This window comes from Frankia sp. Hr75.2, assembly GCF_949319125.1.
GTDB lineage: Bacteria > Actinomycetota > Actinomycetes > Frankiales > Frankiaceae > Parafrankia > Parafrankia soli.
The window spans coordinates 1-11,278 of the sequence record NZ_CASGGV010000315.1 but is presented as its reverse complement, the minus strand read 5'-3'; the positions used below and the strand labels follow the sequence as shown (position 1 = coordinate 11,278).

The window sequence follows — 11,278 nt, the reverse complement described above, 5'->3', positions numbered from 1 at the left end:
CGTGTTTGCCTGCCGGACGGGGCCCGCCCCGGGCAGGCTGGATGGTCATGGTGTGGTCGCTGCTCTACGCCCTGACACGCAACGTTCTCGGACTGATGTTGCTCCGCGTGCGCGGCGACACCGCGAAAGACGTGGAGCTCCTCGTCCTGCGACATCAGGTGGCGGTGCTTCGACGGCAGGTGAACCGTCCGACGTTGGAACCGGCGGATCGGGTGATCCTCGCAGCCCTGTCCAGGCTCCTGCCCCGGGCTCGGTGGGGTTCGTTCTTCGTCACCCCCGCCACCGTGCTGCGCTGGCACCGCGACCTCCTCGCCCGAAAATGGACCTACGCACGCAAGACCTCTGGGCGGCCGCCGGTCCGCCGGGAGATCCGCGAGCTGGTTCTGCGCCTCGCGTGGGAGAACCCGACCTGGGGCCACCGCAGGATCCACGGCGAACTGATCGGGTTGGGCTACCCGGTCGGGGTCGCCACCGTCTGGCGGATCCTGCACCGCGCCGGCGTCGACCCCGCACCCCGGCGGGCTGACGCCTCCTGACGGACGTTCCTGCGCGCGCAGGCGTCCGGCCTGCTGGCCTGCTGGCCTGCGACTTCTTCACGGTGGATACCGTGTTCCTGCAACGGATCTACGTGTTCTTCGTCGTCGAGCACGCCACCGCCGAGTCCACCTCCTCGGGGTCACCAAGCATCCGACCGCGGCCTGGGTAACCCAGCAGGCACGAAACCTGCTGATGAATCTCGAGGAGCGCAGCCACCGGTTCCAGTTCCTCATCCGTGACCGCGACACGAAATTCACGGCTTCCTTCGATGCCGTCTTCACCGCAGCCGGCATCGACGTGATGCGCACACCACCACAGTCGCCGAAAGCGAACGCGATCGCGGAACGCTGGGTAGGCACCGCCCGCCGCGAATGCACCGACAGACTCCTGATCGTCTCCGAACGGCACCTGACATCGGTCCTTGACAGCTACGCGAAGCATTTCAACACCCACCGACCCCACCGCTCCCTCGGCCAGCACCCACCCGACCCGCCACCCGTGGTCGCCCCGACGTCGAATTCCACCATCCGTCGCACACGCATCCTCGACGGCATGATCAACGAATATCGCAACGCCTGACCACTTGCGCGGAAGATCCTGTCAACCGCAAAAGACCAGATCACAGGCAGAATCGGGGTTCTGGAGCCCCACAGGCGCCGGCGGTGTAGCTGATCCCGGGGTCGGCGGTGGCGAGCTGGGTGCCGGCGCGGGTCACGGAGAGGGTGAGCACGCCGGTGGTCTGGCTCGCGCCGCCACGATGCCTACGGCCAGGCAGGCTGCGATGACAGCGAGAATGAGAGCGATCTTTTTCATGGCATCCCCTTCAGTAGCCGGTTCCAGCACGCTGGACGCCGATGTGTTCCACCCATTCGCCGCTGTCCCGTGCGCCCCAGAAGCCCATGCGGACGTCCGCCCCGGAGACACCCCAGGGCAGGCCGTGCTCGAGTAGTCGGAGGCCGAACCGGCCCTCGGAGTCGGGCCCAGCCGGCCAGCCGGCCGAGCACAGTTCCCGCGGGTACAGGCACGGGTTCGTGGTGAAGAACCGGCGGTGCTCGAGCCAGGCGTTGCCGTCCTCGTCGGTCTGCTCGACGTAGTCGTCGGGGTGCTGCTCGACGATCCCGCCGGCGGCCCGCTCGGCGTCGTTCCATGGCTGTCGGCGGAGTGCGAGTTGGGCGAGGTGGGGCCGGCTGGTGAGCACATCGGCCATGGCGCCTAGGTCGACGGGCTGATGGAAGATGAAGTCGTCTTCGACGTGGAAGACGAAGTCGTCTTCGACGTAGAAGGCGAAGTCGAGGGCCCGGTTAATGCTGAGGACGCTCCAGGCCCAGCTGATGGCGCCACCGAAACCGCGCCGCGGGCCGATACCCAGCTGGACGAACTGCGGGTACCGCTTGGCGAGCTGGGCTCGGTGGTCATCGTCGCCAGAGTCGTCGTGCATGAACCATTCCGTGATGGGTCCACCGAGGTGCCAGCTGGCCGACTGCACAGCGCGGTCAAGGTGCTCGTCTCGACCGTCGGTCATGACGAGCACAGCGATGCTCATGGGGACGGCGCCTCCTCAGTCCTGTCGAGGTTGCACGTCCCCGCATCCGCCCGTAGTACGCGAGAGCCCCCGCCTCATGCTCGGCCGGGAGAACCGTCCGGGAACCAGGCATGGCTGCCCGGTTCGACCACCAGTGGTGGGCAGCGGACCCGACCCCCAAGGGCCGGCAGGACTGAGCAAGCGCCGTCCCCGCTCACGGCACAGGTAGTCCGTTCGCCTGGGCGATGGCGTGTGGGGTGTCAGAACTCGGCACCGGTGGTGGCCTGGGGTTTTAGGTGGCTCGTTCGTATTCGTTGATCAGGCCGCCGAGGACAGGCTGGCGCTTGATCCGTTCCCTGGCCAGGTCGGCGACGGGGTGGTCGGGCCGTGGTGGTTGAAGGTCGCGGCCGCGGTGGAGTCGTCGTCCGTTGTAGTGCCGTGCGTACGCGGTCAGGACCGTGCGCAGGTGCCACTCGCCGAAGATCGGCATCCGGTCGGTGACCTCGGTCCGGACCATGTGGACGAACCGTTCCGCGTAGGCGTTCGCCCGCGGGGTTCGGGGTGGGATCTTGATGGTGGTGATGCCGGCGTCGGCGAGGGCCGCGTCGAACGACGCGGTGAACTGGCTGGCCCGGTCGCGGACCAGGAACTGGAAGTCGGCTGCTCGGTCGCCGAGGTCCATGAGGAGGTTCCGGGCTTGTTGGGTGGTCCACGGGCCGTCCGGGTGGGCGGTGACTCCGAGGATGTGGACGGTGCGGGAGCCGACTTTCAGGGCGAAGAAGCAGTACAACCGCCGCAGCGTCACGGCGCAGTCCATATGGAAGAAGTCGACGGCCAGCATGGTCGAGGCCTGGGTGCGCAGGAACTGCCGCCACGTCGTGTCGATCTGCCGCCTGGGCGCCGGTGGCAACCCGAGGGTCTTCAGGACCCGGCGGATCGTGGAGGCGCTCACCCGGTGGCCGAGCTTGAGGAGCTCGCCCTGGATCCGCTGGTACCCCCACGTCGTGTCCTCGGTCGCGAGCCGCTCGATGAGGGTCGCGATCTCCGTGCTGACCGGTGGTCGTCCCGTCCGCTGCGGATGGGTCCATTTCCGTGTGATCAGACGGCGGTGCCACCGCAGGGCGGTGCCGGGGGTGACCAGCCGGTGCGCTCGCAGCGTCTTGGGGAGAACCCTGATCAGTGCGGCGAGCACCGCGCGATCCGCCCAGTCCCACCGCGGCTTGGGCTGGGTACGGCGCAGCACCGCGACCTCGTGCCGCAACACCAGCAGCTCGATGTCCTTCGACGCCGACGAACGGCCGAGGAGGACCAGCCAGCCGCACACCCGCACGAAGATCAGATAGAGCAGGCGGATGGACATAGTCGACCATCATGCCGACAGCCCGCTCCGCCGCATCATCCCAGGTCACAGACCCAAGCCGACTTCTGGCACCCCACAACCTTCGCGGGGCTGCGACGGGCGGCCGTCGACACCGACGGGCACCTCACCGGCGATGGTGATCCGGTGCCTGAACCGCTCGAAGCCGGGATGGCCCAGGTCACCGGGGGAAGGTGGGCGGTGTGCGGGTCAGGGGCCGGGGGCCGTCATGTCGACGAACCCGGCGCGGTACGCCCACACCACCGCCTGGGTGCGGTCCCGGACACCCAGCTTGCTGAGGATCCGCTTGACGTGGGTGCGGACCGTCTCGACCGACAGGTTCAGGACGGCCGCGATCTCGGTGTTCGACCTGCCCTCGGCCAGTGCCCGCAGCACCTCCGCCTCCCGGTCGGTCAGCTGGTCGGCCCGCGTCAGCAGCTCGCGGTCGGGCACGCGACGGCGGGCGAGCGTGGCCAGCAGCCGGCGGGTCACCGCGGGGGCGACCAGCGCGTCGCCCGCGGCGACCACCCGGATGCCGTCGATCAGCTGCTCAGGGGTGGCCCGCTTGAGCAGGAAGCCGTCGGCGCCGGCGGCGAGGGCGTCCTCGACCACCTTGTCGACGTCGAAGGTGGTCAGCACCAGGACCCGCGGCCGGGGATGCGGCCAGCTGGTGATCTGGGACGTCGCCCAGACGCCGTCCCGACGGGGCATGCGCACGTCCATGAGCACGACGTCGGGCCGGTAGCTGCGTGCCGCCAGCACCGCCTCCTCTCCGGTGGCCGCCTCGGCGGCGACACAGATGTCCGGCTCGGCGTCCAGCAACGCCCGCAGCCCGCTGCGCACCAGGCCGTCGTCGTCGGCCAGCAGCACGGTGATCACGAGCCGGTGGCCGGGTGCGTCGGGAGGGTGGCCAGCACCCGGAAGCCGCCCTCGACGGGTCCGGCCTCGAACGACCCGCCCTCGAGCCGGGCCCGCTCCCGCATGCCGATCAGCCCCCGGCCCGGCACCGGGGAGGCGAACCCGGCGCCCTCGTTGAACACCTCGACCCGGATCTGGTCGGCGACCCGGCTGACCCGAACGCGGATCCGTCCCGTGTCGGTGTGCCGGACGGCGTTGGTCAGCGCCTCCCGCACGATCCGGTACAGCACCCGCTCGCTGCCCGCCGACAGGTCGACGGGTTCGGCGTCGAGGTCCACCTCCCGCCCGGTGGCGCGGATCCGGTCGGCGAGCGCCGCCAGTCCTTGGGCGCCCGCCTGGCCGTGGGCGTCGTCCGGGTCGTCGTCACTCACGTCGAGGCCCTCGTCGCCCTGGCGCGGGTCCTGGACCGGATGCAGCACCCGCAGCATCCGGTCCAGCTCGCCCAGCGCTTCCCGGCCCACGTTCTCGATGTCGGCGAGCGCCTGCTGGGCGAAGGCCGGGTTCTCCGCGAACAGCCGCCGCGCGACGCCCGCCTGCAACACCATCACGTTCACGGTGTGGCCCAGCGCGTCGTGCAGCTCGCCCGCCAGCCGGCCTCTTTCCTCGTGCAGCAGGCGCTCGGCGGCCAGCGCCTGCTCCCGTGCCTCGCCGCGGACCTGGGCGTGCTGCGCCGCGGCGACCGCGCGGCGGCTGCGCGCGGCGTCGCCGCCGACCGTCGCGATGAGGAAGGACATCGTGATCCCGGCCATGTCCTCGACCGTCAGGGCACCGCGGTCGAAAAGGGCGTAGCCGCCGACGGCCATGACGCACAGCGCGGTGCTGGCGATCCGGACACCACGGCCGCCCACCGAGAAGCAGCCGAACAGGGCCAGCCACGCTGGCCACTGGACGGCCACGACGGCGTAGCCGGCCGCGGCGTTGACCGCGACGATCGTCGACGTCACCGCCATCGCGGCGAGCGGCGCGGCCTGCCGCCAGGCCAGCGCCAGCGCGGACACCGTGGCCAGCGCGGCCGTGACCGCGTCTGGCGGGTGGTAGGGCGCCCGACCGGACGAGACCAGTGTCACCGTGATCGTCGCGACCGCCAGGCCGATCGCCAGCCAGACGTCGGCCCGGTACGGGCGCGCGCGCCACAGCGGATGGCCCGGACGGGCTCCGGGCGAGGCGGCGCCCTCACGGGGCAGCGGACCGGGCAGGACGGACAGGACGTCGGAAGCGACCATGGCCGAGGACACAGCCCATCGTGACCGGCTTCGCGGCCGTGACGCCATCCCCAGGCCGGGCAGCCGGCGTCACCCGCGCGGGTGACGCCGAGGGTGACCAGACGCGGGCCGATACGACCCGCCAGGGTGTCGACCCCCGGTCCCCCGCCCGGCGACCCTGACCGAGGCGCTGGTCGCCCAGCGCGGGCAGACCGCCACGGCCAGCCCGGTCCACAGCCTGTCCGCCCCTCCCCCAGAGCTGCCCCGAGCCGCTCCAAGCCTGCTCAGAGCCCGCCCCCTGAACCCGTCCCGGAGGCACCCGATGTCCACCCTGGCCTCTTCCACCGGCCCCGCCCGCGGCCGGGGCCACGCCGCCGCCTGGTGGTTTGCGCTCAGCGCGGTGGCCATCGCGCTGTTCGCCCCGCTTCCCTACCTGACAACGTCCCTGACGGCCCTGGCCGAGCAGGACAGCGACCTGGCACTGAACTACGTCGACCGGCCGACGCCGATCCAGATCGCGTTCTACCTGCACGTCGCGTTCGGGGGACTTGCCCTGCTGCTCTCGCCTGTCCAGCTCTCCGCGCGGGTGAGAGCCCGAGCACCCAGGCTGCATCGGACGGCCGGACGGATCACGCTCAGCGCCATCCTGGTCGCCGGGGTCGCGGGAGCCGTGCTGGCGTCGGTGAACCTCGCGGGTCCGGTCGGCACCGCCGGCTTCGGTCTGCTGGCGCTGTTGTGGGTGAGCTTCGCCGTCGCGGCGTGGCGGGCCATCCGCCACCGCGACGTCCCCGCCCACCGGCGCTGGGCGCTGCGGGCGTTCGCCCTGACCTATGCCGCGGTGACCCTGCGGCTGTGGCTGGGGGTGCTGATCGCCACGCAGACCGGGCTGGCGGGCACCGACGCCGACGTCGCGTTCGACCGGGCCTACCACGTCGTGCCGTTCCTGTGCTGGGTGCCGAACCTGCTCGTCGCCCAGTGGTTCCTCACCCGGCGGGAGGTGTCGGCATGACGGCGGCGGTGGCGCTGCGCGGCGTCAGCAAGGTCTACGGCCGACGGACCGCCGCCGTGACGGCGCTCGACGACGTCACGCTCGCCTTCGTCCGCGGCACCTTCACCGCGGTGATGGGTCCGTCGGGCTCGGGCAAGTCGACGCTGCTGCAGTGCGCGGCGGGTCTGGACCGGCCGACGGCGGGCGAGGTCTTCCTCGACGGCGAGAACCTGGCCCGGCTGAGCGAGAACGCGCTGACCGTGCTGCGCCGGGACCGGGTCGGCTTCGTCTTCCAGGCCTTCAACCTGGTGCCGTCCCTGACCGCCGAGCTGAACGTGGCCTTGCCACTGCGGCTGGCCGGACGGCGGCCGCGCCGGCGCGAGGTCCGGGAGGTGCTCGAGGCGGTGGGCCTGGCCGACCGGGGCCGGCGTCGGCCGGCGGAGCTGTCGGGCGGCCAGCAGCAGCGGGTGGCGATCGCGCGGGCGCTGGTGACCCGTCCGTCGGTGCTGTTCGCCGACGAGCCCACCGGCGCGCTGGACTCGACGACCGGCCGCGAGGTGCTGACGTTGCTGCGCGGACTGGTCGACCGGGACGGTCAGACCATCGTGATGGTGACGCACGACCCGGTCGCCGCCTCCCACGCGGACCGGGTGGTGTTCCTGGCCGACGGTCGGCCCGCGGGCGAGCTGCGCGATCCGACTCCGCGGACGGTCGCCGCCCGGCTGGCCGGCCTCGAGCCCGCGGCCGAGCCGGCCGAGCCGGCCGAGGCCACGGCAGCAGCCACGGCAGCAGCCGTGACGCGCGCCAGAGCGGGTGAGCCGCCGAGCGGGCGTCTGACCGGGCCGGTGGGTGAGCGGCCATGATCCGGCTGGTCTGGCACACCGTCCGCGCCCGCAAGGGCAGTCTGGTGGGCACATTCGTCGCGCTGACGCTCGGCGTGGCGCTGCTGGCCGCGATGGCGCTGACCCTCGTGAGCAGCGTCGGGGGCGGCGGGGGCCGCCCGACCTGGTACGTCGATGCCGACGTGGTCGTGGCAGGTGGCGGCACTGTCAGTGTCACCACCGGTTCAGGCGAGGACCGGGAGACGGCCTCGCTGCGTACCGCCACCGCGCGCGGGCTGCCGAGCGGCCTGCGCGACCGTCTGGCCGGCCTGGACGCTTCCCTGGTGCTGGACTTCGCGGCGTACGCGACGGCGCCCGGAGCGCCCGGTGACACCGTCCGCCCGTGGTCGGCCGCCGCCCTGCACGCCTACGGGTGGGTCGCGGGCGGGCCGCCCCGTGGTGCTCGGGACGTCGTGCTCAGCGCCCCGACCGCCCACCGTCCCGGAGCCGAGATCACCGTCGTCACCGGGCGCGGCGTGGAGCGCTTCGTGGTCAGCGGCGTGCTGCGCACCGACGCCCCGGCGGCGCTGTACACCGCCGACGCCGTTGCCGAGGAGCTCGCCGACGGCCGCGTCGCGGCGGTCGCGCTGAACGCGCCGGGCACCGGCCCAGCCGGCGCCAGCACACCCTCCGTCATGTCGTTGGCCGACGCCGCCCGCGCCGTCGTCGGCGACACCGCGCTCGAGGACGGTTCCGTTCAGGTGCTCACCGGCGACGACCGGCGCCGAGCCGAGCCGGACCCCGACGCCGAGCGGCGGACGGAGGCGGTCGCCCTGCTCGCCGCCACCACGGGGCTCGCCGGCTTCGTGTCGATCTTCGTGGTCTCCGGGACGTTCGCCTACGCCGTGACGGCCCGGCGCCATGAGTTCGGCCTGCTGCGGGCCGCCGGCGCCACGCCCCGCCAGGTCTTTCGGATCGTGCTCGGCGAGGCCCTCACCGTCGGCGTGCTCGCCTCGCTGGCCGGCGGTGCCCTGGGAGCCGCGATCGCCCCGGACTTCGCCGCGCGCCTGGCCCGCACCGGGTTCGTGCCCAGCGACTTCACCGCCCGGTTCGTCTTCTGGCCGGTGGCCGCCGCGTTCGGGACCGGGCTGGGCGTGGCCCTGCTCGGTGCCTGGGTGGCGGCGCGGCGAGCGGGGCGGGTGCGCCCGGTCGAGGCGCTGCGCGACGCGGCGGTGGACCGCCGGCCGATGACGACGGCGCGCGCGCTGGCCGGCCTGCTCGCTCTCGGCTGCTGCGTGCCGCTGGTCGCGGTGCTGGTGGCGAACCCGAGCGCGGACGCCGTCGCGCTCATCATGATCACGGCGCTGTTCCTGATCGTCGCCTGCGCGATGTTCGCTCCGCTCGTGGTGCCACCGCTGGTGTCGCTGCTCAGTGCCCCGCTGTCGGGGTCGTCGGGGGCGGTGGGCCTGCTCGCCGGCCATGGCGCGCGGGCGGCCGTGCTGCGCACCGCCGCGACCGCGGCGCCGATCCTGGTGACCGTCGGGATTGCCGGCTCCACCCTGACCGGGCTCGGCACCCTGCAGGCGGCGACGCAGAACACGGCACGGGAGCGGATCACGGCCGAGGCACTCACCATCCCCGTCACCGGGAAGGGGCTGCCCGACGCGAGCGTCGCCGCCCTGCGCGAGGTCCCCGGGGTGAGTGCCGCCGTTCCCGTCACCGAGAGCCGGGTCTACGTTCGGGACGGCGACGAGCCGGAGGGCTGGACCGGCTACTACGCGTCGGGCGCGGACCTCGCCGCCGTACTCGACGTCCCCCTGGTCGCGGGATCGCTGGCCGACCTCGCCGGCACCGACACGGTCGCCGTTCCGGAGGGTCGCTGGGAGCTCGGCGAGACGGCCGAGCTGTGGCTCGGTGACTCGACGCCGGCACGGCTGCGGGTGGTGGCCGTCTTCGAGAGGCAGCTCGACCTCTCGGAGACCGTCCTGCTGCCGTCGCGGCTGCGCGACCGCCACGCCCTCCCGGTGGCCGACGTCGTCTACCTGCGGCTGGCACCGGACGCGTCGTTGGAACAGGTACACGCGGCGGCCGCCGCCGGTGCCGGAACGGTGGTCGACACCGGGAGCTACCTCTCGGCGGCGGGCGAGGAGGAGGCACGGGTGAACCGGCAGGCGTCGGTCGCCATGCTCGGCCTGTCGCTCGTCTACACCGGCATCGCGATCGCCAACACCCTCGTGATGGCGACCCGGGACCGCGCACGGGAGTTCGCGACCATCCGGCTCGCCGGTGCCACCCGCCGTCAGGTGCTGTGGGTGGTCGGCACCGAGGCGGTGCTGGTGACCTGCATCGGGGTGCTGCTGGCCGCGGTCGTCACGGCGGTCACGGCGCTCGGTGCCCGCCACGGCCTGGCCGACATCGCGCCGTCCGTGCCGCTGGCCGTGCCCTGGGCTCCGCTCGCCGGGATCGTCCTGACCTGCCTGGTCACGGCCGTGCTGGCCAGCGTGATCCCGGCCGCGCTGCTGCTGCGTCGCCGCCCCGCCGAGCTGGCCGGCGTCCGCGAGTAGGCCCGCCGGCGCGGGCATGATCCCTCGCGGGGCCGCCTCCGGTCAGATCCAGCCGCGGACGCGGGCGAGCTGGACGGCCTCGTGCCGGTTGACCGCGCCCAGCTTGCGACCGCCGACGACAGGTAGTTGCGCACGGTGCCCCGCGACAGCGACACCCGTGCCGCGATCTCCTCCACCGGCGCGCCGCCAGCGGCCAGCTCCGGCACCTCCGCCTCGCGCGGCGTCAGCGGGCTGTCCCCGGCCGCGATCGCCTCGGCCGCCAGCTCCGGGTCCACGTACCGGCCGCCGCCGTGCACCACCCGCACCACGTCGGCGAGCACCTGCACGGACACGGTCTTGGGCAGGAAGCCGCGCGCTCCGGCGGCGAGCGCCCGCCTGAGATAGCCGGGCCGCCCGTGGCTGGTCACGATCACGTTGGCGCACGCGGGCAGGTCGGCGTGCAGCGCCTGGGCGACAGCAATGCCGTCCAGGCCGGGCATCTGCAGGTCGAGCAGCGCGACGTCGGGGCGGTGGAGCCGGGCCGTCACCAGCGCCTCCGGCCCGGATGCCGCCTGCGCGACCACCGTGATGTCGTCCTCCATGGACAGAACCGTGCACAATGCGAACCGCTACCCCACCATCCCCGGCCCCACGATCACCATCCCTGACCGCAGGGACAGGCCGTCTACCAGCAGAAACGCGCGGCCTCACCGTCGTGCGTCCGCGCACGGGGCGCGGGCCACGACCCCGGGATGACACCAAGTGTCGGGGCCAGCAGGCCATGGCCCCGACCATCAGCCCGGACGTCCGCGTTGGGCGGTGCGCTCGGGTAGCGGGAACGACGCGGCCACGATGACCGGGATTGCATGGCGGGATGCTGCCCGCTGTTCAATCACTTCGCTGGACCGACATGAGGATAGAGAACCGGACAGGCGACCCCAACTCGGCGTCACCCAGCCAGCCCATTCCAGGCACTCCCAGAAATGAGGACGGGGATCGGCCGGTGTTCGTTCGCCACACCGGCCGATCTCGCGGAGCTCGTAGGTGACGCGCGCCGTGACCCACCGTCATATGGCCACCGCGAATGTCGGGCCGCACCGGAACGTCCGCGCGCACAACGCGCATGCATCTTCCCAGTACAGGGTCGACGGTGGATCCGCGCAGGAGGTATGCCAGGTTGCTCAATTTGCGGAGCAACCGGCTTTTAACCAGCTCGAATGATGGTCATAGACCGCGTCTCCAGTTGATCAAAATTGCTTTGACCTGCATGGTTGGAGAACCTAACCGATCGGCATTCGATTTCAGAATTTCACTAGCGCTCAATGCGTGCTCATTTGACCGGGCCCCGAAAAATGATTTCGAGCAGGCCCGGCAATGTGCGGCTCGACCC

7 protein-coding genes and 2 pseudogenes are annotated in these 11,278 nt (G+C 72.3%); 4 read left to right on the top strand and 5 right to left on the bottom strand.

Annotated features, from left to right (window positions below):
- Positions 1 to 5: 5 nt before the first annotated feature.
- A pseudogene (locus tag AC559T_RS27925) lies at positions 6 to 1,116 on the top strand (integrase core domain-containing protein).
- A 244-nt stretch (positions 1,117 to 1,360) separates the two neighbouring features.
- Here AC559T_RS27925 and AC559T_RS27920 read toward each other — a convergent pair.
- The 4 genes from AC559T_RS27920 to AC559T_RS27905 form a co-directional block, all read right to left on the bottom strand.
- The gene (locus tag AC559T_RS27920; protein ID WP_112109305.1) at positions 1,361 to 2,080 is read right to left on the bottom strand and encodes a glycosyltransferase family 2 protein; all 720 of its coding nucleotides are present in this window, start codon (positions 2,078 to 2,080) and stop codon (positions 1,361 to 1,363) included.
- A 271-nt stretch (positions 2,081 to 2,351) separates the two neighbouring features.
- Positions 2,352 to 3,419 (bottom strand): integrase core domain-containing protein, encoded by a 1,068-nt coding sequence (locus AC559T_RS27915; RefSeq protein ID WP_498870605.1) that lies wholly within the window; start codon positions 3,417 to 3,419, stop codon positions 2,352 to 2,354.
- Between the two features lie 207 nt (positions 3,420 to 3,626).
- Entirely contained in the window at positions 3,627 to 4,295 is a 669-nt protein-coding gene (locus tag AC559T_RS27910) for a response regulator (protein WP_112109230.1), read from the bottom strand.
- Positions 4,292 to 5,557 carry a sensor histidine kinase gene (locus AC559T_RS27905; RefSeq protein ID WP_498870604.1) on the bottom strand — a complete coding sequence of 422 codons (1,266 nt, stop codon included), beginning with the start codon at positions 5,555 to 5,557 and terminating at the stop codon, positions 4,292 to 4,294. Before AC559T_RS27905 ends, AC559T_RS27910 begins: the two co-directional genes overlap by 4 nt.
- A 301-nt stretch (positions 5,558 to 5,858) precedes the next feature.
- On the opposite strand from AC559T_RS27905, the gene AC559T_RS27900 reads away from it, so the two are divergent.
- From AC559T_RS27900 to AC559T_RS27890, 3 genes are read left to right on the top strand one after another with little or no spacing between them, the layout of a single operon-like run.
- The gene (locus tag AC559T_RS27900; protein WP_112104972.1) at positions 5,859 to 6,545 is read left to right on the top strand and encodes a DUF2306 domain-containing protein; all 687 of its coding nucleotides are present in this window, start codon (positions 5,859 to 5,861) and stop codon (positions 6,543 to 6,545) included.
- Complete coding sequence (locus tag AC559T_RS27895) at positions 6,542 to 7,387, top strand: ABC transporter ATP-binding protein (RefSeq protein WP_498870603.1); 846 nt, start codon at positions 6,542 to 6,544, stop codon at positions 7,385 to 7,387. The genes AC559T_RS27900 and AC559T_RS27895 overlap by 4 nt, the downstream gene beginning before the upstream one ends.
- On the top strand, positions 7,384 to 9,909 hold the full coding sequence (locus AC559T_RS27890) for an FtsX-like permease family protein (RefSeq protein ID WP_498870602.1): 2,526 nt from the start codon (positions 7,384 to 7,386) through the stop codon (positions 9,907 to 9,909). Before AC559T_RS27895 ends, AC559T_RS27890 begins: the two co-directional genes overlap by 4 nt.
- Positions 9,910 to 10,076: 167 nt before the next feature.
- Here the strand turns inward: AC559T_RS27890 and AC559T_RS27885 are convergent.
- Positions 10,077 to 10,490: pseudogene (locus tag AC559T_RS27885) on the bottom strand (response regulator); the annotation flags it as partial.
- Between the last annotated feature and the right edge of the window lie 788 nt (positions 10,491 to 11,278).

Coding starts and splice junctions, on each gene's coding strand:
- AC559T_RS27920 (WP_112109305.1), bottom strand. CDS start 2,080: ATGAGCATCGCTGTGCTCGTCATGACCGACGGTCGAGACGAGCACCTT.
- AC559T_RS27915 (WP_498870605.1), bottom strand. CDS start 3,419: ATGTCCATCCGCCTGCTCTATCTGATCTTCGTGCGGGTGTGCGGCTGG.
- AC559T_RS27905 (WP_498870604.1), bottom strand. CDS start 5,557: ATGGTCGCTTCCGACGTCCTGTCCGTCCTGCCCGGTCCGCTGCCCCGT.
- AC559T_RS27900 (WP_112104972.1), top strand. CDS start 5,859: ATGTCCACCCTGGCCTCTTCCACCGGCCCCGCCCGCGGCCGGGGCCAC.
- AC559T_RS27895 (WP_498870603.1), top strand. CDS start 6,542: ATGACGGCGGCGGTGGCGCTGCGCGGCGTCAGCAAGGTCTACGGCCGA.
- AC559T_RS27890 (WP_498870602.1), top strand. CDS start 7,384: ATGATCCGGCTGGTCTGGCACACCGTCCGCGCCCGCAAGGGCAGTCTG.